Here is a 24,249-nt window from a genome sequence, read left to right on the forward strand (position 1 = left end):
TCTTTTATAAAATATTAGGAGTAGAAATAAGCATGCTTGTCACAGATAAGAGAAGCTATTTCTTGAAACAAAGATATACAGTGTAATTTTATTACATTTTTTACATATATTGCCCAAAATTTAGAAAATTTGCGCATATATCAACCTTGATTATTCCTTTAGAAAGCATATAATTTCTTTAGGAAGATATACTTCCATCTAATGAAAGGAGAAATTAACTATGTATTTAGAAAAAACAAAAAAAGTAAAGAACTACATAATTTCTACAATCCTTGTAATTGCTTTAATGATGCTATTTGGATGTACACCACAGCAGTCTGAAGCTAATTCTGGGAATCCTGAGCCCATTGAAACGATAGTAGAAGTATCTCCAGCAAATTCACTAAAATTACTGGAGGAGGGAAATGCACGCTTTTCAGAGATGAAAGTCGACGATAAGGATATTAGTGTTGCAAGGCGCGAGAATTTGTCCAAAGATGGCCAACATCCATTTGCAGTTATTGTGAGTTGTTCCGATTCCCGTGTTCCTCCTGAAGTAATATTTGATCAGGCATTAGGGGATTTATTTGTAGTTCGTGTAGCAGGGAATGTCATTGACTCGGTGGCTTTAGGCAGCATAGAGTATGCTGTTGAACATCTTGAGACCCCACTTGTTGTTGTTATGGGACACGAAAAGTGCGGTGCTGTAAAAGCGACAGTAGACGGAGGAGAAGCCCCTGGTAGTATAGGTTCTATCGTGGAAAAAATTCAACCATCTGTTGAAAAAGTTAAGGCATCAGGTACTACTGAAAACGATTTGTATGAAGAAGCTACTGATGAAAACATTCTACAGAGTTTAGAGGAAATAGAAAAAAGCCCTATCGTAGAACATTTTATAGAAAATGGTACTTTGAAGGTTATCGGTGCTAAATATCATCTTGAATCTGGAAAAGTAGAATTTTTTTCAGATCCACATTAATTTAAACAAACAAAAAAAGGTAACGTTCTGCAATAAGCTCAACGTTTCCCTTTTTTTGTTAAGATTTTATACTTTAAATTGTTCTACCTGCTTATTCAATTCTTCTGCAATTTTGGCAAGTTCTTCACTAGAGTTGGCAATTTCCTCCATAGCCGCAGTTTGTTCTTCTACGGATGCCGAAGCTTCCTCTGTTGCAGCTGCATTTTCTTGTGAAATTGCTGATAAATTCTCTAGTACTTTAGTAATCTCTTCTTTCTTATAGGTCATTTCATTGCTAGAATCCCTAACTTTATCAATCATTTCCTTCATTTTTTCCATAGCTTCTGCTATCCCAGCGAATTTATGGTTTGTCGTTTTAACGCTTTCCGCCTGAGAAAACACTATCTTTTCCAATTTTTCCATTGTTTTTACCGCGTTGGATGTCTTTTCAGTAAGTTCACAAATAATAGAACTTATCTCTTCAGTAAATTCAGTAGAGGCTTCTGCTAATTTTCTTATTTCATCTGCTACGACAGCAAATCCTTTGCCGGCTTCACCTGCTCGTGCTGCTTCTATTGCTGCATTTAAGGCTAGTAGATTCGTTTGGTCAGCTATATTTTTTATCATTTCACTGGCATTGGCAATCTTTCCAGCACTTTCATTGGTATTGATAATAACTCTTTGAACCTCTTCTGATGATTTACTGCTGATATCTGTCTTTTCTACCAGGTCCTTAACGATAGCAAGACCTTCATTTTTCAGTTGATTTACTCTTTCTGTTGAATGATTTAAGTCTTGGATATAGTCTTTGTTTTTCATCACTATTTCTCCTAGGTGTGTAATAGATAAAACCCCCTCTTCTGTATCCTTAGCTTGATGATCTGCCCCCTTTGCTATTTCCTCAATGGTGCTAGCAACTTCATTGGCGGTTGTAGCAGAATGTTGGCTTGTAGCCGTTAATTGTTCTGAAGAGGCAGCTACTTGCTGCGCTTTATCTATGACGTTTTTAACAATATCTCTTATAGACGTTTGCATCGATCTTATTGCTTCAGCTATTTCCCCAAGCTCGTCTTGTTTATTAATCAAATCCTCTGCTACATCATTGCTAAAATCTCCTGATGCCATAAAATTCATTTGTTCCTTTAGCTTATTAATTGTTTTTATGGCAGCATTGGATATGGTAAATAAAATGAACCCTAAAAGCATAAAGGCTATCACGCCTGAAAAAGCAATAACAAGAATGTTTCTATTAATTGCAGCATAAATACCCTCCATGGAAAAACCTATAGCAACTGCACCTATATAATCTCCCTGTACTACAACTGGATGGATAATATCATAAACGTGTAACCCCTCTGCCTCATAGTACCATTGCTGAGAATAAGGCACACCATCAACTGCAGCGGACTTACTTCCTGCATCGTTAAACACGATCCCTACTTCTTCTTTATTGCTATGGGCAATAGCCTCTAGTTTTCTATCCATCAACAATGCATAAACGACTTCATCATTTGTGGCTAAATCTTCCACAAGCCTTTGATAACTAAAGGTTTCTGTTAATTCTTGAACCCGATTTGCTATTACTCCCACCTGTGCAAAAGTACCATTCTCACCCCTAACATAACCATATTTAAGGTAGTTTCCAGACTCTGTATCTTGTCTAATGTCCTCAATAAGCTCATGATTATCACTTAACATAAAATTATGTACAGGATGTCCTTCAGTCGCAGTCCATCCTATATAGTCTTCAATAGTGGAATAGATAATCACGCCGTTTGAATTATACCAGTTTATTTGTTCAACATCAGATTCCTCTGCTAATTTTTTTAATAGTTCATTATTTAAACTACTATGATTCCTTGCAATCGTTCTTCCGGTTATCCTAATCTTATCCTCCAGCATTGTATGAATCGTTTCTAAAGCTCTGGCATTATCTTCTAATCTTCCTATAAACCCTTCGGCTATGTAAAAACCATCCTCCCGCATTTGATTCAGTAAGCTTTCTCTCATCAAATGGGAAGAAACAATACCTATGGCTGTTAATGTAATAAATACGACAATTAACGGCATCACAATGAGCTTACTTTTGATAGAACCTCGCTTTATTGTTTTTTTATGCTCCATTTTATTAGACTCCCCTCCTTTAAATTTTCTTTCAAGTATACTTTTCTTAAATATTTAGACATTGTAATGACTTAATTATAACAATTTGCGGCAAGAAGGACAATGTTTTTTAATCAAGTTTAATATATATGTGTGTTTATTGTTTTGAACGCATAACCCTTCATTCTGAAGATGATATATTTATATCCCAAAAAACAAAAGAAAAACCCTATTGTTGGATTTTCCCTTTTGCTTTTGCTAAAAACTTAAAAAATTTTTTATAAACTTAGGGTTTTGCAGGAGCTGACTTTCCTTCTCTAGATGATTTATGTAATAATCATCAAAATTTTTGTCCTGTTTAGAAAATACTTCAAAAATCTCCTGGCCCTCTGTTAAAGCATATTCTGGATGAAATTGTACTCCCCAAACAGGAAGATCTTTGTATTGAAATCCATGTATATTACAGTTAGGAGAAGTAGCTATTATTGTAAACTCCTCCGGTAGATTAAACACCTCGTCATAATGGGCCACCATGCTTATTGGTTTTTCGATACCTTTGAACAATAGATTATCCTGTAGCTGTATTTTTTCCCAGCCCATTTCTGGTTTTTCTGCTTTCCTGATAAAACTTTTTCCTATAATACTTCTTACAAGAAATTGATGACCGTAACAAATCCCCATTATTGCTTTATTGTGGGCTATAAAGTCTGCCACGATAGCCTCTAAGGGCTTCTCCCAGCCCATGTCATCCAGGGTAGAAGCTTCTGAGCCAGATATAATCAAATGGCTGTAGGCATCAAGGTCCTGGAGACTACTTTCAGCTTCCCTCATATTGATGGCCCTTACAAAATTACACTTTTTATTGCATCCTGCTACTTGCCGGATGATGGCTTCATCAAAAGATTGAGCGAACTGATCATTTACAAAACAATTTAAGATTAAAAGCACAATCTGTGTCCCCCTCATTATTTAAGACTACTTAAAAGATAATTCTACTTATTTTTTCAAAATTCCTTCTAGAACTTTTAACTTCTAACAAAAATCTGCATATTTTTTAGATTCATATTTAATTTGTCTCATACTACCTATAGAGCCCTGTGTCTTAAAAATGACTTTCCCCTTTCCCAAATAACAGTTCTTCCCTCACTATAAGTAGAAATATTATAATACCTTGGTTCAACAATGTGGCATCCTGTAACATCAATAATTCCTGAAAGACCATCCTTTGTGACAATAGCTAAACCATTTGGTTGAAAAGGATGATAAAAGATAGGAAAAGGAAATCTGTATAGTAACCTTTCTTATATTTTCATGTTTTTTGGTCTGATTGTTATTACTTAGATAATTATTGTTGTATGAAGAGATTAAACTTGTAGAACTTTCAAAACGGAGGTTAGGATAGCCTCAAAAGGAGAAATTTTGGCAGTGGTTTTACAAAAGAGCAAGGAGAGCTTGCTCTTTTGGTATAAATTTGTTTTTCCTAATAATATTCTTCTGCCTTTGTTAAGAGTGGTCTTTTAATAATTAATACATGAAAAGGAAGCTTTTTTTCAATGAAAAATCTTTGAAAGCCCAATCGTATTATCTTTTCCACATCAATAAATCCAGTAATTGAAATACCTTGGGTGTTATAATCCAGATCAAACTTTTCCTTTGAAGATACGATCTCAACAACACCATCCTCAATAGCACCTAATTTTTTAGCAATATCTTCCATTTATTCTCCCCCCTTCTTCATCTTATAAGAGGTAGTCTTCTCCCTTACCTCCCACTATAAATATATTCACCTCACGAAATATGGCTACCTTTACATTTCTTTGAAACAAAAAATCAGCCCTCTTTAAAGAAGACCAACTTCATTTGTAACGAACAAGTCAACAAGTTGTCATAATATCTAAATGTCACCAATTCTTGCTTTAACAATCATCCTGTGTCTTGTCTGATGTTTTAATGCTTACAATAGAAAAGGGTAAATGTTTTTCAATGTAGAGTTTTTCATCACCTTCACAAATTACTTCACCTCTATTCACGACCCATCCTATCTTTTCAGTAATAAGATTATCACCTACCTGAAAGCTTTGAATGTCAGAAATTACTTTAACATTGTTTATATCTACTGTTTGTAATATTATTTGTAAATTTTTTTGCATTGTATCTAATTCTTGAACTAGCTCAGCAATCGTTTTCTCTAATGTACTGATACGCTGTTTCAAGATTTCATTTTCTCTTCTCAGAAATGAGCTCATGATTTTTCTCTCCATTCTATTAACCTCTTAGTAAAAGAGCAAGGACAGACCTTGCTCTCTTACTCAAATTTACTTTTCTTGAAGTTCTTCTACTTTTGACAAAAGTGGTCTCTTAATAATTAATATTTGAAAAGGAAGTTTCTTTTCAATAAAAAACCTCTGAAAGCCCAATCGTATTATCTTTTCCACATCAATAAATCCAGTAATTGAAATACCTTCAGTGGTACGATCCAATTCAAACTTTTCTTTGGAAGATACGATTTCAACAATACCGTCCTCAATGGCACCTAGTTTTAAATCTGTTTTTTCAACATTATCTGACATTTTTCTTCCTCCTTTTTTCACTCTTTCTAAAGATGTTTTTTACCTCATTTTTCTATATCAATATATTCATTTAATATCATTTGGTTACGGTTTTGTTAAAAACAAGCTTATTTTACCTTTTAGCAGAACAAGTATTTTACTTAGCTCTAGTTTATTTAATCCTATATTTATACCTAGAATAACAGAATGTATCATCACATTTACACAATGTTGGTAAAGGCCACTATTGATATTCTTTAAATCCAATAATTCTACCACAATATTTTTTTATCAAACAACTCATCTACAATGGTTGTTGCACCAGCTTTACATCCATTGCTGGATTGATTGTTTTGTGATGATGCAGTGGAAATTACAAATTTTCTTAGTCAGTCTTTATTTCTTAATGAAAGGATTGCCAAAATGCCCCTTTAGTATCAATCAAACTCATAATCTCTTTAAAAGGTATAGTAAATGTAGGAAAACCTGCAGCATAAGGGGCTATCTCGTAAGGTAAGAAATAAATATTCAAAGCATCTTCTGTTACAAAGAAAGGCTGATCTGGCCTAATTCCCTTATATTCATCAAGCCAAACCGATGAATCTTCTCCCTGCTGGATAATCTGCTGTCTTATAATATCACTTAACACCTTTACATAATCACTATCCTTTTTAAAGAGGTCTTCTAGCTGATAAAACCTTCCGGTTTTTAAGTCAACATGGGCATAAATCCGTGAAGGCATGCCGTGGGCTGCGCCATAGGGGTATAAATAACCAGATATTTCTATTACCACTAAATCTTTTTTGAAAAAAGTTACAGTAAAATCGCTGTCATAAGCATATTCAAAGTCTTCTCCATCAATACCTTTGCTTAAAGACATTTCCTTAAGTCGCTTATTGACTTTTCTTTGTATTTCATAATCCTTCATACCTTCTATTTGAGGATAATATACTATATAATCTCTTCTAGGTTTGTACTTTATACTTCTTACTACATACTGATGATTCAATACTACATCTTTACTCTGCTTCCATATTACTGTTCCAGTTAAATCTAGATAAGCAATTCTATTATCAATATTTACCTTAATTAAACTGTTTATAAAGGAAAAGGTACCTTCACCTTCTACCATAGGTAATTCTATAGCCTTTCTTCCATATTTATCTATAAAAAAAGTTGTTACCCCATCACTTACTGAAAGATATCCTCGATTATACGTCGTTACATAAGTATAAAGAAAATCTGTAACAAGCTTTCCATTTAAATCTGCAATAGCACACCTAGAACCAGCAAAGCTATTTTTCTTACTAATAGGTATGCAAACAGCTACTCTACCTTCCCCTATAAACTTAACTTCATTGTATCTTAATGGTATGACCTGTTTTCCTCTTGTATCTATTAAACCATAGTAGGGCCAATAGTCTTTGTAGTTAACAACCACAGCCCTACAGTTTTCAAAAGGCTGCGCTCCTTCAAATTGTGGAGGTATAATAACTTTGCCTTTTTCATCTATAAACCCGAATTTCCCTTCCATGCTCTCTTTAAAGGGCAATAACCCATTACCTAGATCACCAACAAAAGCATAGTTAAATGTATTGAGTATTTTTCCATCTAAGTTTATAATGGCATAACCTTGGCTGTCTTTTCGTTCAACAACAGCTTTTCCACATTTAAAATCCCCGGTGGAGCTATATTGGGGAGGAACTATGACTTTTCCTTCCCGATCAACATATCCTCCTAACCAACTGACATCGTCAATATTCTGATTAAACCATGCTCTATTTTCTCTCATCGCACCTATAGATCCCTCTGTTTGAAAAAGGACTTTTCCTTTTTCATCTATCATTTTAGATCTACCGGTTTCCCAAACAACAGCTCTTCCTTCACTATAAGCAGAAATATTATAATATTTAGGTTCTACAATGTAAGCTCCTGTAACATCAATGATTCCCGAAAAACCATCCTTAGTAACAATAGCTAATCCGTTTTCTTGAAACTCTTCTACCATGTCAAAGATTGGAGGAATAAAAAACTTCCCACTTCTATCTATATACCCCCACCTTGTGCCTCCTACTTCAGTAATCGCTGCAGGATATAGTCCTACATCCAAAAATCTTCCACTACCCCTTAACTCCTTTGGGTCCAAAAACATGCACATTTCCCTCCTGCCTTATTCTACATATACCATCATAATATGTATTTAGCTAAAAAGGGTGCTAAAAGATAGAAAAGGAGGATCTTATCATAAATGCCCTTATATTTTTATACTTTTTTTGGTATAATTACATAAATGAAGCAAAAATCCCGCCTATATTACTACTTTGAGGCGGAATTCTATATTGTAATAGCAAAATCAGAGTATAGGTACACGCCTTTGAACTTGAATTTCAATATATACGGTCTACGATTTCGCCTTGGCTTAAAAACGTAGTCCTTAGTATGCTAAAGTTCATAGGTATACTTCTATAACAAATAGAAAGGAGAAGATATTATTGTATAAAGAGGTTAAATTTACAGATGCTTCAAAGGAGCTTTTAGAACAACTTCAACAAGGAGGGTTCTTAACTGTTAAGAGAAATGACGAGGTAAATACCATGACAATAGCTTGGGGTTCTCTAGGTTTCATGTGGAAAAAACCCATCTTTACTGCAATGGTTAGATATTCCCGTTACACTTATGAGCTTATGGAAAGTGCAAAAAACTTTACTGTAAGCTTTCCTTTAAAAGGACAGCTGGAAAAAGAGTTGAAAATATGCGGATCAAAATCTGGTAGGGACATTAATAAAATACAAGAATGTAATCTTACTTTAAGAGAAGGTTCTCTTGAAGATTCAGTTATTATAGATGAATGTGATCTGCACTTAGAGTGTAGGATTGTATATAAGCAGGGGATGGATGCAGCTGCTCTTTCTTCAGAAATCAATGATAGCTGTTATGCAAATAATGATTATCATGTCCTGTATTACGGTGAGATTGTAAAGGCATATATAAAATAATCTTATTTTCAACAAGATAAGTAACCTAGTGGGATGAAGAACCCTCTCCATCCCACTACACTAATACATTTTAATTATGCTCCTTAAATAATTTCTTTAATACACTATTAGTTATCATAATAAGTATAGCTTCATATATTACCTATATCTTACTTTCACTAGCATCATATAACTTCTTTCTGACTTAGTCAACATAAACTTCCACCTGAATTCTTCCTTGTTCAGGATCATTTATATCAACATCTACTAGCTTTCCATCCGATAGCCCTTGATCCATCAGTTGCACTAATTCATCAAAATCAATCTTTGATATATCAACCCCATTTTTCTCCATCTCTTCTTTTGCTTCCTTAGGAATCATACCCACTCCCATATTTACAAACTTTGAAGCTATTTTCAAAAGACTTAAAGGAATATTAACATCTACCTTTTTAATCCCTGTGCCATCTCCGGACACCCGAACTCTTAGAAATCTCTCTTTGTTATTTGCATTACTTTTACCCAACAGGATGCTTTTTTCCTCTTTATCTCCTTCCTGCAGTGCATTAAGTAATTCCAGCCCTTCTTCGGAGGATATCTTTCCTTCCTGAATCATTTCAAGAATTTTAAGCTTTTCATTTTGCATTACAACCCCATCCTTTCAATTTATTATTTTACTTGCCTAGTTTTCGAAGCTGTTGTACCGCTTCCTCTGAAGTTAGTTCACCATTTTCCAATGCAGTAAGTATAAGCTGTCTTTTTTCAGCCATATTTTGTGAAAGTCTATCATCAGTCCGATCCTCTATTTTCTCAACGCTATATCCTAAAGCCTGTATGACTGTCTCAAGTCTATTTCGCACTGTAGGATACGAAATTCCCAGTTCCTTTTCTACGTCCTTGATATTTCCTCTGCATTTTATAAAAACCTCAATAAATTCAAGCTGTTCTCCTGGAAGTTTACAAAATTTACAGCCTGTAAAATCCCCCTCTAAGCTGGTTTTACACGTAGAACAACTCATTTTAGTAATACTTAGCTCATCGCGGCAGATCGGACATTGACTTGGAGCTTTATACTTCATCTTTATCACCTCACTTATGCTGTAAACTTATCTTTATATTTAGATAATATGCTTAATCTTCAATTTTGTCAACATTAATATTAATATTTTTAATTACTATGTTAAAAATATTAATATTTAAATTGATTTTATTAATAAATTAAATGAAAATTTCATAAAAATGATGAAACTGCAAAATTTTTTATATAAAAACATTACTAAAATTTTTTTGCTGGAATAAAGTGCTTTTTAAGCCGCTAAAGAAGCATATTTTATTAAGCTATAGCATTGTTTATCAAGAGGTTGCCTCGCTACCTTGCTTTTCTATTAGCTTCATTTCCTTCCTCATCAGTACTACTGTAAATATTGTAGATAGGAAGTCCGCTAAAGGAAATGTGATCCAGATTCCTAATAGTCCAAGTCCATAAATTCTTGGTAGAACAAGAAGAAGAGGAATAAAGAAAAGCACCTGTCTGGAAAGCGTTAGCAGTAGTGAAGGTATGGCTTTACCAAGAGACTGAAATAAAGCTGCCCCAACAATCTGTATGCCAATAATAGGTACCATCGCAATAACAATCTTCAGCGCAAAAACGCCATTCTTAATTAAATTTGGATCATTATCAAACATTCCTATAATAAAGTTGGGGAAAAGTTCTCCAAATAAGGTGCTGACAGATGCAAATAGGGTTGTTGCAATGATAGATAATTTTACCACTTCCTTTACTCTATTTATTTTATTTGCGCCATAATTATATCCTACAATGGGTTGCATGCCTTGTACAATTCCAAACATTGGCATAAACAAAAACATAATGATACGCTGAATAACACCATATACAGATATCGCCAACTCTCCACCATATAAAGCAAGAGAGTGATTCAATATTATTGCCATAATGCTACCTGCTACCTGTCTAGCAAAGGAAGCAAAACCAACTGTAACAATTTCATAGAGGATTTTTTTATCTGGTTTTAGGTGATAAAGTTTTATCTTAAATGTAGTTTGTTTTCCTAGAATATAAACCAATACATATATTACTGAAAGCAACTGAGACAGGATGGTAGCTAAGGCGGCTCCAGCAATTCCCATATTTAACGGAAAAATAAATAGATAATCTAAAATAATGTTTGCAATAGCTCCAATCAACATCGAAAACATAGCAGTTTTCGCATTTCCTTCTGCTCGAATGAGATTGTTACCACAAACTGCAAAGGGGAAGTAGATACTCCCGATTAAAATAACTTGTAGATATTCTTTTGAGTAGGGTAGTAATATGTCCGTAGCACCAAAAATTCTTAACAAAGGCTCTATAGCAATTAAGCCTGAAACACATATAAGTATCCCTAGGATACCAACAGACAAAAAAGAATTTCCTACTACATGGTTAGCTCTATCTTTGTTTCCAGACCCTAAACTCCTTGAGACAACAGAAGCTGCTCCGATTCCTATCATCTGGGCGATAGCCATGATCATCATCTGGATAGGAAATGCAATTGTTAACCCTCCTATGGCAAGATAGCCGATGCCTCTTCCTATAAAAATTGTATCTACAATATTATAAAATGCATTCACAAGCATTGCTACCGTAGCTGGTAAGGATAGATTCATCAGCAATTTTGTCATCTTTTCATTCCCAAGTCTATGATTTCTTTCCATCCTATTTCTCCCCTTTCTATAATTGATTTTGACCTTGTACATCATCTTTAACACAAAGCATGGCACTATTAACCATTTTTTCAAGAATACTATACAACGCAAAACATGCTGCCATATAGTCTGACATCTCTATTTTAGCTGAATTTCAACTTCCTTTTCCATAAAAAAGCAATGGCTATCAAAACAAGGATTATATAAGGCATTAAGCTAATTCCTCTAGAAATCATCAAATTATGTATATAGGCAGCTATACCACTGAAACCTCCTGCAATAAACATGGTCATTATGCTGTTATGCTTTACATGTTCAAAGTCCTGACTGAAGGGTAGCTTTTTATCAAATAAGCAAAAAATCAAAACGATGGATAAAATCATGTTTAAAAATATCAAAATAAGATCTATAAGAATGTCAAAACCATAAAAGAAAAGAAAAATGAAGCTAATCAATAGGTATATTGGTAACATCAGTTTCACTACAAAACCTTTTAAAGCTCCCTTGTAAATCACAGAAGGGTTTTCTATAGGCAATGTTTTATAAATCCATGCAGCCCGATAGCCCTCACTAGTGCTTAACATAGGTATACTGGTGGCAAGTAGTGTTATTGTAAAGTAGATGGCTAAGTAATGTCTGCCTCCTGAAAGCGCATCAGCAATTTCCCTAAAGGATGTTAAGTGAGCAAAGCTTCTAACAACAAACAACAAAGGGAGAATCGCTGCAAAAGCTAAGTTGGGATATAACTTTAGCTTTAAACTTCTTTCGTTAGAAATCATATTTTGAGTGAATCGAAAAAAAGTCCTTTCTATAGGATGCCAACAAAACAAAGAAGTTATTTTTTGATGTAGTTCTTTCTTTTTTTCTATACTTTCATTTCTTCTGCTACCATTGACATTCAGTTTTTGCAATTTCTTTTCAAAATAGGGAGCAACCCTTCTGAAATACAGTATCAATATTACTACAGGCATGATAATTCCTATGAAAGTAAAGTGTATATAGTAGACTTGATACTGCTCTTCTAAAAACAGACTGAAGGGAGCTGCAAACCAGGTGGAGGGGATAAAATAGCTCCACCATCTAGGGATAAAAACTATATTATATTGAAACACTTGAAAAATATTCCCTATCAATTGATAAATTACAATCATAAATACAGCCAGAATAATTTGAAAATAGTTGATGATATCCTTCAGCCTTTCTCCATCAAAAAAAGATAAAATTAAAAAATATAACAATGAGGTAAATAGTATAATAAGGCCAGGAATGATGCATAGCTGAAAAAGAAAAATCCCTCCAAAAACTAACCCATACTTTATCGAACCTGCCACAAGGGTAGGTGCAGCAATCACCATAGTGATTGTAAGTAAGTGGGTTAAGATATGTGTGATCTTAGCGGCATTTATTGTGTTAGAATCTATTGGTTTCGAAAGTAAAATATTTTTTTCCTTTATATCCAACAATAAAGATGAATAATCAGAGATCATAATCATCATCACCATAAAAACCAACATTGCATAAATAGTATTCATCTTCACAAATAAGGAGAAATCAGGAAAAATAAACATCATAATGATGAGTCCCATCAGCCCATACATGAAAAGAGATTTTCTAAACATATTTTCATTTTCTTTAGCAGTATCTTTTACCATTATTGTAGGTTTTCGCCTTTTATCTATGGTTAGCTTTACTTGTAATATCTTTCTCATCATAGCATAATCGATTCCTAGCTTTTCATAAAAAAACCTTAGTTGATCTAAAAATCGTAGAAATTTAAATTCCTCCATCCCTTACCTCCCCTCCTGCAGCACATCTACAAATGCCTTAGCAATTTCCTTGTGCTGATGAAAACCCGTAAGCTGATTAAATATTTCCTCAAGAGAGCCTTCTACACTTTGCTTCTTTAATTCCTCAAAGCTACCGTCAGCCACAATTCTACCATCATTCAACAATATAATTCTGCTGCTGATTTTCTCTACAATCTCCATAATATGCGAAGAATAAAAAATCGTCTTTCCTTGTAATGCCAACGCTGCTAAAATTTCTTTAAAAATTATGACACTATTGGCGTCTAAGCCACTGAGGGGTTCATCTAAAAATAAAATATCAGGATCATGTATAAGGCTAGCTATAATAAGAACCTTCTGCTTCATCCCCTTTGAAAAAGATGCAATACGAGAATGATATACCTCTTGTATTCCAAAAATCTCCATTAGTTTTTTTGCTCTTTCATTTACTATCTTTAATTCCATACCATATACTTCTCCAATAAAAGCAAGGTATTCATAAGCTGTTAGACTATCATATATTTCTGCTGTTTCTGGTATGTAACCGATTTTTTTCTTATATTGTATAGGGTCCTCAGAAATATCTTTTCCAAATATTTTTATTTCTCCTTCATATCCTTCCACAATCCCCAGTAGAATTTTAACCGTTGTGCTTTTTCCAGCACCATTAGGACCAATATAACCTATAATTTGCCCCTCGTATACCTGTAGATCAATGCCCTTCAGCACCTCCTTGCCTTCATAGCTTTTCCTTAAATTCTTTATATCTATAATAGGCTGTCTTTCCATCAGAACCCTCCTAATTACACTTTTTTCTCACAAAACTTTTAATTTTTTCCTTTATTATTCAGTATTATAACATATCCACTATACGCTTCAAACTCGGTAATAGTAATATAAGTATATTTATTAGGTTTCACAAGTAATTGAAGAAATATTTCTTTTCAATAGACTTTCTTGTATAGGTATCCATCTCAAAATTTTAGTATACTAAAAACTACATTTATAACTCATTGAAGCCATAAAATAAGACTCCTACATATGGTGTAGGAGTCTTATTTTTATGTTGCTATATCCACCAGTAATCCCTCGATTGTAGCAAGGTTTATGGTGACTTGAAGTATTTTTAGGGTGAAAAAGTTATTTAGTACACATATTTTTTTAATGTTTCTCTAACTGCTCCTTCGGATGTTACTAATTCTTCAAAATAGTTCTCTACCACTTCTCCTAAACCGGCTTCATAAAGGTTTATCCCAAAGATTGCGGGATTAGATAAAATTGGCTTTAAAGCTTCATGGAAGGGTCCTTTATCTCCCAGAGTAATAGATGCAACATAAGGTGTTAGCTCCTGAAGGAGAGGGTCAGGGCTTAGTTCCATTTTGTTTCCATTATCATCAATACCCATTAGATATCTACACCATCCAGCTAAAACAAGGGGGATAAGCTTTAAATCTGTAACCCTTAGATCTTCTCTTTGTATATATGCCTTTATCGTTTCTCCAAAACGAATCCCTAACTTTTGAGAAGTATCCGTTGCAATTCTTTGTGGTGTATCCGGCATAAAAGGATTAGGAATTCTCACTTCCAGTACTTCATCGATAAACTTCTTGGGGTTGATAATTCCTGGGTTTACAACTACAGGTAAACCTTCTACATAGCCTATTTTCTCTACAAGCATCTTCAATTCAGGATCTTTCATTTCCTTGGAAATCAAAGTATAACCCAACAGGCAACCATATACAGCAAGGGCTGTATGAAGGGGATTAAGACAGGTACAAACCTTCATTTTTTCTACTTTATCAACGGTTTCTCTATCAGTGAAAATGATACCGCCCTCTTCAAGGTTTGGTCTTCCATTTGGGAATAAATCTTCTATGATTAAATACTCTGGTTCCTCTGCATTTACGAAGGAAGCTACATAAGTATTTTTTGATGTAATTACATCCTCTACATCTTCAAAGCCGTCCTTTTTAAGCATTTCTTTTACGCTTGGATCAGGCCTTGGGGTGATTTTATCGATCATGGACCAAGGAAAAGCTATAAATTTAGGAGCATTGATATAAGCTACAAAACCTTCATCTACTAGACCCCTTTCTTCCCATTTTTCAGCAAAAGCCTTTACCGCATCATGAAGTCTCGTGCCATTATGAGAACAGTTATCCATACTTACTAAAGCAAGAGGTCGCTTACCATTGATATATCTTTCATAAACAAGAGAAGATAACTTGCCAATATAGCTTACTGGAGCTTGAGATCCCTTCTTAAAATCCTCTGCAACGGCCGGCAAATATTCACCCTTAGCATCCCTTAAGCTATATCCCTTTTCAGTAATCGTAAAGCTTGCCATTTGTAGACTTGGGTTTATAAAAATATCTTTTAATCTCTTCCAATTTTCTTCATTTTCTGTATCTACAACCAAGGATTCTACAATACTGGCAATAACAGTCTTTTCAATACTTCCATTGGCCTTTAAGGTAACAAGCACCGTTAAATTATCATGAGGTCTATACATTTTTTCTATAATTTCGTAGTCAAATCCCTCTGCTACAATAATTCCTTTGTTACTTTTTCCTTGATTTAAAATATTTTGCTGAGCATTTGCTGTAAGCGCTCTAAAAATATTTCCTGCCCCAAAATGAATCCAGTTAGGATTCGCCTTAGTATTTGCTTTTACTTCCTCTAGATTAAATTTAGGAAGCTTAAAACCGGCAGCTTCCCAAGCCGCAATATCCTTTAGAGCATCTAAGTTTAGTTTCATTTCATCCACCCGCTTTCTGCTATTTTTATTTTTTAAGTGGTGTTATTAAATCTGCTTATTTTCTAGCTGTTTTATCAATAGCTTCCCATATACCATTTAAATAGGTTGCCCCTAAAGCCCTGTCATATAAGCCATAACCCGGCATAGCCTTCTCTCCCCAAACCATTCTTCCATGGTCAGGTCTGATAGGTCCCTCCATACCGATGTCATAAAAAGCCTTCATGATTTCATACATATCCAATGAGCCATCAGAGGAAAGATGGGCTGCCTCATCAAACTTGCCAGGTCCAAGATGAATAAGATTTCTGACATGACCAAAATGAATTCTTCCTTTAAAACTTCTGATCATATCTGGAATATCATTATTAGGGTCAGACCCAAGGGACCCTGTGCATAAGGTTAATCCATTGTTTACCATAGGCACTGCATCCAGCATTCTTTGAATATTTTTTTTATTGTTTATTATTCTTGGTAAACCAAATACAGACCACGCAGGATCATCCATATGAATAGCCATTTTAACCCCGTATTTCTGACAAGTTGGCATGATTGCCTTTAGGAAATACACAAGGTTTTCAAATAATTTCTCTTCATCTACGCCTTTGTACATCTCAAATAATTCCTTAATTCTTGCTAGTCTTTCTGGTTCCCAACCTGGTAATGGAAAACCATTAGCGTTGGAATCCATCTCTTCAAACATCTTAGTAGGATCAATTTTGTCAATAAGCTCCTGATCATAAGAAAGGACTGTAGAGCCATCAGGCCTTTTCTTGGCAAGATCAGATCTTGTCCAGTCAAACACAGGCATAAAATTATAGCATACTAGCTCTATGCCCTCCTTACCTAAATTTTCAAGGGTTTCGATATAGTTTGCAATGTACTTATCTCTTGTTGGAAGACCAATTTTTATATCATCATGAATATTTACGCTCTCAATACCACTCACTTCTAAGCCCGCTGCCTCTACCTCTTCCTTCATTGCCCTAATTGCTTCTCTACGCCATACTTCTCCAGGTTTAGTATCATAAAGGGTTGTAATAACACCTACACAACCAGGAATCTGTCTAATCTGTTCTAGTGTTACAGTGTCATACTTGTTTCCAAACCACCTTAGCGTCATTTTCATATTCCCATCTCCTATCTTCATACTTCTAGTCATACTAATATATTAGTATGGTTCTGTCTCATCTATAAATTTATCTTTTATCCTATCCTTTTAAACTTCAAAGTATCTTCTTGCGTTATTTAAGCAAATATCTTCTATAATTCTTCCAGCTTCTTCTAAATCATCTGCATATTCTCCGTTTTCTATCCAAGCACCCATGAGATTACACAATATACGTCTAAAATATTCATGTCTCGTATAAGAAACAAAACTTCTAGAATCAGTAAGCATACCAATAAACCTACCTAACAAACCTGAATTAGCGAAGCACTTCATATGTTCCTGCATCCCATCTCTATGATCCTGCATCCACCAAGCAGTTCCAAACTGCATTTTACTTATTGCTTCATCCGATTGAAAATTACCTGCCATACTGGCTATAACCCAGTTATCTTTTGGATTCATGGTAAATAATACCGTCTTAGGTAAGTCCCCTTGTTTTTCAAGATGATCTAAAAACCTTGAAAGATTCAACGCAATATTAGCGTCATGAATAGAGTCAAACCCTGCATTAATACCTATCTGCGATAAGCGCTTCGTACTGTTATTACGTAGGACACCGATGTGTAACTCCATAGCCCAGTTCTTCTTTTTGTACTCACTTCCTAAGAAGACCATAAGCGCTGTTTTATATTGATTCGCTTCTTTTTGTGTAGGTATATCGCCTTCCATCGCTTTTTTAAAGATTGTCTCTATTTCATCCTTTGTATAAGTTTCATAAGGAAGATGGGTAAATCCATGATCACTTGCCCTGCACCCTACCTCATCAAAGAAATCAATCCGCTGTTTCAATGCTCCGCAAAGCTCCTCAAAGTTTGAAATTGTCATATTAGCAGCACTAGCTAATAACCTAATATAGTCTCTAAATCCTTCATCTGTTATATCTAAAACTTTATCTGGTCGCATTGCAGGTAAGACTTTTGTTTTAAAGCTAGTATCATTTTTAAGCTTTAGATGATATTCAAGACTATCAACTGGATCGTCCGTAGTACAGAGAGCATATACATTGGAATCCTTTATTAGTTGGCGGGCAGAAAAGTCCGGTTGTTTAATCCTAGCATTTGCCTTATTCCATATAGCTTTAGCGGTCTTTTCACTGAGTGTTTCCTCTATGTCAAAATATCTTTGCAGTTCTAAGTGAGACCAATGGTAAAGTGGATTACCCATTGCATAAGGCATACAGGAAGCAAACGATCTAAACTTTTCATAACCACTAGCTTCTCCTGTGATAAATCTTTCTGCTGTCCCATTGGCCCGCATTAGACGCCATTTGTAGTGATCTCCTCCAAGCCATAATTCTGCTAAATCTTCAAAATGCTTATCTTCATAAATTTCTTTTGGATCTAGATGACAATGATAATCAAATATTGGTACACTCTTAGCAAATGTATGAAACAATATGCTTGCTGATTTGCTTTCTAAAAGAAAATCTTCCTTCATAAATCTTGTCATAATTTGAAACCACCTTTCTCTTGCTGCCTTGATTATCTTGGAGGTTTTCAGCATTTATAGAATATTATTTTTAAAATTATTTGACCTAGTAACTTTGAGACTTAATCATTTAAATAAAATCTTCTATAGATGTACGCCCCTAAATTTTAATATACTAAGGGCTACATTTGCAGCCCTTGATTTTGGAGCGAAACCGTAGACCGTGTATATTAAAATTTAACTTTAAAAGCGTACATTTATATGCTACCATAAAAACTTTTGGCTGCTAAGTTATGGTGATCTTGTTCCTTAAAAAAGTCAGGGTATTTCTTAATAAGTTCCATCTCTTCTGTTGAAATTTTAGTAAGATGTTTTCTTAAAATCTCTACAGCCCCTTCAAAATTACTATTACATATGTTTTCTAAAACCTCTTGATGCTGTAAAACTACATCAGAAAGTATTTTTTCATCCCATAGTGACATAAGACGTATCCTTTTATAGTGTCCAGACATACTTTCAATGATCTCCCAACACATGTTTTTATCAATGCTTTTAAAAAACACACTATGAAAATTATCATCAAATGTTAAAAAGGATGCATAGTCATTATCCTTAAGACTCTGCACTTGCATTTCAATATAGTGCCTTAATATGGCTATATCGCTTTCTTTGTAAGTTTTAATAAACTCCCTTACAGCACTTTCTTCAAGACTTTGACGTAAAAACCTTTCTTCTGCAACTCGTTTTAGGTCAATTTTAGAAACAATGGTTCCTTTTTGCGGGATAATATCAACAAGTCCCTCTTTTTCTAATTTGATTAGCGCATCTCTTACAGGGGATCTACTTACATTCCATCTATCGGAGATATCCTTTATACTCAATGCCTCTCCAGGCTTTAAATTTAAAGCTACAATGTTTTTACGAAGAGTGTAATATACACTATCTCCTATATTAAAAGATGAATGTTTAGATAAAGTTATTTCATTAATGTTCATACAACCCCCTCCATAAAATTATTAATAGTTTACTGAAAAAACACTACCTTCGTTCGTGTGCTTGAGTATGAACTTAGTATATAAAACGAAGGTATAGTGATAGGTATTATTTATTTTTTGTATTATCCATCCATTTTCCCTATTCAAAACTAGTATCAAACAGGATAGAAAATCATTATACCATTTTGTGTTAAATCATTATCATTTTACCATATTGAATTCATTTTTGTAAGTCAATCTTAAAATTAATAGGTAGTTCCTATCAATATTTATACTGGAAACAGTAAGTTTGGCAACCATAGCACGAGTTGTGGGAAGAGTGCTAAAATCGCTACTTGTACAACGATCACTGCAACAAAAGGAATGGATTCCTTTACATAGTCTTCCGTTGGACAACCTATAAGCTGACACGTTGTATACATGGTAACCCCTACCGGTGGTGTCATTCCTCCCATAGTTATTATGGTCATCATCAGTATCCCAAAGTGAACCGGATCAATACCTACACTCCTAACAATTGGAAGAAAAATCGGTGTTAATAGTAAAGTATTTACTGTGGCCTCCATAAACATACCTGATACAAACAAGAATGTAAGGATGATAAATAGTAATAAATGAGGCTGCGTTGTAATTCCAGTAACAAATTGTGCCATCGTTTGAGGTAATTGATTATAGACAATAACATAACCAAAGATTCCGGAGCATGCAATGATAAGCATGATCATACCATTATCATTAATTGTTTGGCATAACACTTCAATAGCGCCTTTAAAGCTAAGTTCCCGATAAATAAAAGTACCAACAATAAATGCATAAACTACTGCAAAAGCACCTGCTTCTGATGGTGTAAAAATACCGAATCTTATGGTTACAATCATAATTACAGGAAACAATAATGCCCAAAAGCTTTCAATAAAGGATTTTAATATTTCTTTACCCGTAGCCTTTTCCATTTTTGGAATAACACATATTCCTTTTTTCTCTTTTGATTTCATCGTAAAATATACAGTACCCATCAAAATAGTACACATCATAATCCCAGGCACAATACCTGCAACAAATAATCTACCGATGGATACTTCACCAGTAAAACCATATAAAATCAAACCTACACTGGGGGGAATCGTTGCAGTAATTAGAGAAGTTAGTCCAATTACAGCTGCACTATATCCCTTTGGATAACCCTGCTTTGTCATATCAGGGCCAAGCAACCTAGATTCCATAGCAGCATCGGCAACAGCTGAACCTGAAACCCCTCCCATTAATGTAGATAATATAACTGAAACCTGAGCAAGACCTCCAGTCATATGTCCTGTCAAAGTAATTGAAAACTTAACTAGTCTTTCTGTTATTCCTGCTGCATTCATCAAATTTCCCGCCATAACAAAGAATGGTACTGCCAAAAGTGGAAATGATTGTGTCGCTGAAATCAATCTTTGCACTGCTATGGCCAAAGGAAGATTAGATTGAACAAAAAAGAATGCTAGGCTTGATATACCAATTGTGAAAGCAAGTGGCATTCCGCTAAATAGAAAAACAATAAAAAGTACTCCCAATATTAACATGAATGATAATCTCCTTTCTTACCACGCCGATTTATCAGGTAATGACACATGATCCTCTTCTTCAGTAATTACTCTTTTTAACTTTTCACACATCGTAATAAACATTAAGGCAGATCCCACTGGAACACTTATTGTTGCATAGGAGTAACTAAGTTTTAATGTGTTAAAAAGTCTTTGATAGTTTTCTATAGAGAGACTTACACCATAATAAACAATGATTAGCAGAAAAACTTGAATACAAATATAATTAATAATTTTAACTGTTTTTCTCACTTTGAAAGGAAACTTATTTATAATCATATCGACCCCGATATGGCTGTCGTTTTTAAGGGCAATATCTGCCCCTAAAAACACAACCCAACCAAATAATAGCTGTGCTACATCTATTGACCATGCGATGGGAAAACCAACCCATCGAACAACAGCTGCTGTAAATACTAGAAGGACGATAAGAATAATAAACATTACTCCTATAAACGTTTCAATTTTTTTAATAGCATTTAAAACTGCTTTCACTATATCACTCCTTCTAAAAAACCTACTGTAAAATTATTTTCCTAATAATGCATCAACCTGAGCCTTAGCTTCCACAAGGTTATTTTTTTCGTATACTGATTTACTTGCTTCCTTAAATGGTGTTATATCTACCTCTGTAATCCTTACACCTTGAGATTTCATTTCCTCTTCATTTTGTACAAGCCCACTTAATGTTTGCTCTGAAGCATATTTCCCTGCTTTTTCAGCTTCTTCTAATAAAATTTCTTGAATATCTTCAGGCAAAGATTCGAAGAATGCATTTCCTACCACTAAGGGGGACATTAATTGGAAATGTCCAGTTTTAGCAATATATTTAGAGGCCTCATAAAGTCTTGCTCCAATAATTGCTGGGTATTGTGCTTCAAATCCATCTATAACTTTCTGTTGTAAACCTGGATAAACTTCACCCCATGCAAGAGAAGTAGCATTTGCTCCCATAGCATTAATAGAATCTATGAAAATTGGTGATCCAGGCGTTCTAACTCTTAATCCTCTTAAATCCTCCGGTTTCTCTACAAGTTTATTGGTCATAAAGTGTCTAGCACCTTGGTACCAGTTGAAAGAAAGAACTCTATATCCACTAGTAGATACGTTTTCATACCAGCCTTTAAATAAATCCGAAGTAACAAGTATCTCCGCTTCCTCATAGTTATCAACAACATAAGGTGCAGCAAGTACACCAATTTCCGGCACAATTTCAGACATTAGCGCTGCATCAGAAATAGCAGCAACGTTTGCACCTACTTTAGCTTGTTCCATAATATCCTTTGTATCACCAAGCTGTGAACTCGGATATACTTCAACTTCTAATCTACCTTCTGTACGTTCTTCAACATTTTTCTTAAATTCCATAGCTCCTAAGTACATTGGGTCCTGCTCAGTAACAACCATACCTATTTTTAAAGTATAGGTCCCGCTATTATTTCCACCTTCTCCTGTCTGTGAACCACCAGTTCCACATGCTGAAAGCATCGTTAAAACTAGTACTAATGATACTACCATTAACAATTTTTTTCTCATTTTCAACACTCCCTATATTTATTTGCTGACACTAATATATTACTATACTAATATATTAGTGTCAATAGTATTTTAACTGAAGTATATCTCTTTTCTCAGCTATAACAAAATCTCCTATAAGCATCCTGTATTTTCACCAAGTTAAATTTGGCTTTTTTATACTGATTCCTTATAGGAGATCCTATCTATCTTCTAAGTTTTTATCCTTCGGTATAGTGCTAAGACTTACAGATATTACACTTAGCCTATTAAAATTTATCATTACATATCTATCAATGTCGGCACAAGTAAGGTTTTCTTACCTTATATAAATAGCCAACGAAAAATTTACAAATGAAAATTTTCGTTGGCTATCTAAATTAAGGGGGTAATATGCAATTATGGATATTTCAGCAAATTGCAAGGAATTTACTAATTGTTTTCAACTTCTTCAAAAAGTGGAGTAGATAAATATCTTTCTCCTGTATCAGGTAACAATACTACGATATTCTTACCTTTATTTTCTGGTCGTTTAGCAATTTCAGTTGCTGCATAAACCGCTGCCCCTGAAGATATACCTACTAACAAGCCCTCTATCTTAGCAAGATCTCTAGTAGCTTCAAAGGCTTCTTGGTTCTTAACTTGATAAACTTCGTCAATGATCTCAGTATTTAAAATACTTGGAACAAACCCTGCTCCAATTCCTTGAATTTTATGGGGCCCTGGCTGTCCTCCTGATAGTACCGGGGAATCAGTAGGTTCAACAGCAATGATTTTTATATCTGAGTTCTTTTGTTTCAATACCTCACCAACACCAGTGATTGTGCCTCCTGTACCTACACCTCCAACAAATATATCTACTTTACCATCCGTATCTCTCCAGATTTCTTCAGCAGTAGTCTTTCTATGAAAGTCAGGATTCGCTGGATTGTTAAACTGCTGTGGTATAAAGGAATTAGCAGTAGCAGCCGCTAATTCTTCTGCTTTTTTAATGGCTCCCTTCATACCTTCAGCTCCTGGTGTTAGTATAAGTTCTGCTCCTAGAGCCTTGAGTAAATTTCTTCTTTCTATACTCATTGTGTCCGGCATGGTAAGAATTAATTTATATCCCTTCGCTGCTGCTACAAAGGCTAAAGCAATTCCTGTATTTCCGCTGGTAGGTTCGATAATAATAGAATCTTTATTAAGTAATCCTTTATCTTCAGCATCCTTAATCATAGCATAACCAACTCTATCCTTTACACTTCCTCCTGGATTAAAGTATTCTAGCTTAGCTATTAATTTGCCTTCTAAATTTTTTGTCTCATTATAAGCTGTCAACTCCAATAAAGGGGTATTTCCTATTAAATCAGTTAAGTTTTTTGCTATCCTTGCCATAATAAAAGACCTCCCATAGTTTTTTATTTCCGAGTATTCCTATATGATTATAATAAATAATACTACATTTCATGTATCAATGTCAATAAGTTTCCAAATAATTTATTTTTTATGTGTAATTTTCCATAAAAAACTTACTGTTTTTTGCTGAAGCAATTCGTTATTGCTATGGCATTACTCAAGAAAAAATTTAGTCATTCCATTGACAAACAATGAACAAATGACGAAGAATACAGCTAAAAATATATTTATTGCGGAGATATCTCTTTTTATGCGAAAAAATTCCTGAAAAATGAATAGTATTATTATAAGGAGATGATTGCTGTAATGAAAGAATTAATAAAATCTTAAAAGGAAGGTGGGCA

21 protein-coding genes are annotated in these 24,249 nt (G+C 34.4%); 2 read left to right on the top strand and 19 right to left on the bottom strand.

Annotated elements, in window-relative coordinates:
* Positions 1-220: 220 nt before the first annotated feature.
* A complete protein-coding gene (locus BJL90_RS20055; RefSeq protein WP_070972436.1) occupies positions 221-958 on the top strand; it encodes a carbonic anhydrase in 738 nt (245 codons plus the stop codon).
* A 66-nt stretch (positions 959-1,024) separates the two neighbouring features.
* Here the strand turns inward: BJL90_RS20055 and BJL90_RS20060 are convergent, their stop codons facing one another.
* The 6 genes from BJL90_RS20060 to BJL90_RS20085 all read right to left on the bottom strand — a co-directional run bounded on the left by BJL90_RS20060 (position 1,025) and on the right by BJL90_RS20085 (position 7,741).
* Entirely contained in the window at positions 1,025-3,061 is a 2,037-nt protein-coding gene (locus tag BJL90_RS20060) for a methyl-accepting chemotaxis protein (protein ID WP_070972439.1), read from the bottom strand.
* A 237-nt stretch (positions 3,062-3,298) separates the two neighbouring features.
* Positions 3,299-3,988, bottom strand: a complete 690-nt coding sequence (locus tag BJL90_RS20065) for a type 1 glutamine amidotransferase (RefSeq protein WP_070972442.1) — start codon at positions 3,986-3,988, stop codon at positions 3,299-3,301.
* A gap of 532 nt (positions 3,989-4,520) precedes the next feature.
* Entirely contained in the window at positions 4,521-4,757 is a 237-nt protein-coding gene (locus BJL90_RS20070; protein ID WP_070972445.1) for a hypothetical protein, read from the bottom strand.
* A gap of 199 nt (positions 4,758-4,956) precedes the next feature.
* Positions 4,957-5,286 carry a hypothetical protein gene (locus BJL90_RS20075; RefSeq protein ID WP_156778864.1) on the bottom strand — a complete coding sequence of 110 codons (330 nt, stop codon included), beginning with the start codon at positions 5,284-5,286 and terminating at the stop codon, positions 4,957-4,959.
* A gap of 69 nt (positions 5,287-5,355) precedes the next feature.
* Positions 5,356-5,610, bottom strand: a complete 255-nt coding sequence (locus BJL90_RS20080; protein ID WP_070972448.1) for a hypothetical protein — start codon at positions 5,608-5,610, stop codon at positions 5,356-5,358.
* Between the two features lie 382 nt (positions 5,611-5,992).
* Positions 5,993-7,741, bottom strand: a complete 1,749-nt coding sequence (locus BJL90_RS20085) for a WG repeat-containing protein (protein ID WP_070972449.1) — start codon at positions 7,739-7,741, stop codon at positions 5,993-5,995.
* A gap of 340 nt (positions 7,742-8,081) precedes the next feature.
* On the opposite strand from BJL90_RS20085, the gene BJL90_RS20090 reads away from it, so the two are divergent.
* A complete protein-coding gene (locus BJL90_RS20090) occupies positions 8,082-8,585 on the top strand; it encodes a flavin reductase family protein (RefSeq protein WP_070972451.1) in 504 nt (167 codons plus the stop codon).
* 184 nt (positions 8,586-8,769) lie between these two features.
* On the opposite strand, the gene BJL90_RS20095 is transcribed toward BJL90_RS20090, so the two are convergent.
* The 13 genes from BJL90_RS20095 to cysK form a co-directional block, all read right to left on the bottom strand.
* Positions 8,770-9,210: an SHOCT-like domain-containing protein gene (locus tag BJL90_RS20095; RefSeq protein ID WP_070972453.1), complete on the bottom strand. Its 441-nt coding sequence runs from the start codon at positions 9,208-9,210 to the stop codon at positions 8,770-8,772.
* 28 nt (positions 9,211-9,238) lie between these two features.
* The gene (locus BJL90_RS20100) at positions 9,239-9,643 is read right to left on the bottom strand and encodes a DUF2089 domain-containing protein (protein ID WP_070972454.1); all 405 of its coding nucleotides are present in this window, start codon (positions 9,641-9,643) and stop codon (positions 9,239-9,241) included.
* A gap of 274 nt (positions 9,644-9,917) precedes the next feature.
* Complete coding sequence (locus tag BJL90_RS20105; protein WP_070972456.1) at positions 9,918-11,279, bottom strand: MATE family efflux transporter; 1,362 nt, start codon at positions 11,277-11,279, stop codon at positions 9,918-9,920.
* Between the two features lie 134 nt (positions 11,280-11,413).
* Positions 11,414-13,057 (bottom strand): hypothetical protein, encoded by a 1,644-nt coding sequence (locus BJL90_RS20110; RefSeq protein ID WP_070972458.1) that lies wholly within the window; start codon positions 13,055-13,057, stop codon positions 11,414-11,416.
* 3 nt (positions 13,058-13,060) lie between these two features.
* Positions 13,061-13,846, bottom strand: coding sequence for an ABC transporter ATP-binding protein (locus BJL90_RS20115; RefSeq protein ID WP_070972460.1), 786 nt, complete (start codon positions 13,844-13,846; stop codon positions 13,061-13,063).
* Positions 13,847-14,201: 355 nt separating this feature from the next.
* Entirely contained in the window at positions 14,202-15,815 is a 1,614-nt protein-coding gene (locus tag BJL90_RS20120; RefSeq protein WP_070972462.1) for a mannitol dehydrogenase family protein, read from the bottom strand.
* Between the two features lie 55 nt (positions 15,816-15,870).
* Positions 15,871-16,941, bottom strand: a complete 1,071-nt coding sequence (gene uxuA / locus BJL90_RS20125; protein WP_070972464.1) for a mannonate dehydratase — start codon at positions 16,939-16,941, stop codon at positions 15,871-15,873.
* 90 nt (positions 16,942-17,031) lie between these two features.
* Positions 17,032-18,432, bottom strand: a complete 1,401-nt coding sequence (gene uxaC / locus BJL90_RS20130; protein ID WP_070972465.1) for a glucuronate isomerase — start codon at positions 18,430-18,432, stop codon at positions 17,032-17,034.
* A gap of 236 nt (positions 18,433-18,668) precedes the next feature.
* On the bottom strand, positions 18,669-19,406 hold the full coding sequence (locus tag BJL90_RS20135) for a GntR family transcriptional regulator (protein ID WP_070972467.1): 738 nt from the start codon (positions 19,404-19,406) through the stop codon (positions 18,669-18,671).
* 269 nt (positions 19,407-19,675) lie between these two features.
* On the bottom strand, positions 19,676-20,971 hold the full coding sequence (locus BJL90_RS20140; RefSeq protein ID WP_070972469.1) for a TRAP transporter large permease: 1,296 nt from the start codon (positions 20,969-20,971) through the stop codon (positions 19,676-19,678).
* A gap of 18 nt (positions 20,972-20,989) precedes the next feature.
* Complete coding sequence (locus tag BJL90_RS20145; RefSeq protein ID WP_081562131.1) at positions 20,990-21,487, bottom strand: TRAP transporter small permease; 498 nt, start codon at positions 21,485-21,487, stop codon at positions 20,990-20,992.
* Positions 21,488-21,520: 33 nt separating this feature from the next.
* Positions 21,521-22,528 (bottom strand): C4-dicarboxylate TRAP transporter substrate-binding protein, encoded by a 1,008-nt coding sequence (locus BJL90_RS20150; RefSeq protein ID WP_070972471.1) that lies wholly within the window; start codon positions 22,526-22,528, stop codon positions 21,521-21,523.
* A 411-nt stretch (positions 22,529-22,939) separates the two neighbouring features.
* The gene (gene cysK / locus BJL90_RS20155; protein WP_070972473.1) at positions 22,940-23,884 is read right to left on the bottom strand and encodes a cysteine synthase A; all 945 of its coding nucleotides are present in this window, start codon (positions 23,882-23,884) and stop codon (positions 22,940-22,942) included.
* Positions 23,885-24,249 lie beyond the last annotated feature (365 nt).

Origin of the sequence: Clostridium formicaceticum (genome assembly GCF_001854185.1) — a bacterium.
Lineage (GTDB): Bacteria > Bacillota > Clostridia > Peptostreptococcales > Natronincolaceae > Andreesenella > Andreesenella formicacetica.